This window comes from Pseudomonas sp. Pseusp97 (genome assembly GCF_047304025.1).
Lineage (GTDB): Bacteria > Pseudomonadota > Gammaproteobacteria > Pseudomonadales > Pseudomonadaceae > Pseudomonas.
In genome coordinates this window covers 1-259 of record NZ_JBGLYK010000562.1, presented here as the reverse complement: position 1 = coordinate 259, position 259 = coordinate 1, and the positions used below count along the sequence as shown (strand labels likewise).

The 259-nt window shown below is 68.0% G+C and carries 1 protein-coding gene; it reads left to right on the top strand.

Translation table 11 applies throughout. The features are described from left to right. Positions 1–259 (top strand): hypothetical protein (locus tag ACCC94_RS30350; RefSeq protein WP_413353253.1); only part of this gene is annotated, 259 nt, incomplete at both ends.

Below are 259 nucleotides of genomic sequence, written 5' to 3'. Positions count from 1 at the left end.
ACGCGAGCGACTTCCTGAAGGTCGTGCACACGTTCCCCGATCTCGGCTCTATGGTCCGCCACGAGCGCGGCGTGGCGCGTCTCGTCGCGGCGCTGCCGGGCCGCAAGATCGTGCTGACCAATGCGCCCGAAGCGTACGCGCGCGCGGTGCTGGCGCAACTTCGTATCGAGCGTCTGTTCGAGCAGGTAATCGCCATCGAGCACATGCGCGACCGGCGCCGCTGGCGCGCAAAACCCGACCACGCGATGTTGCGCAAGGC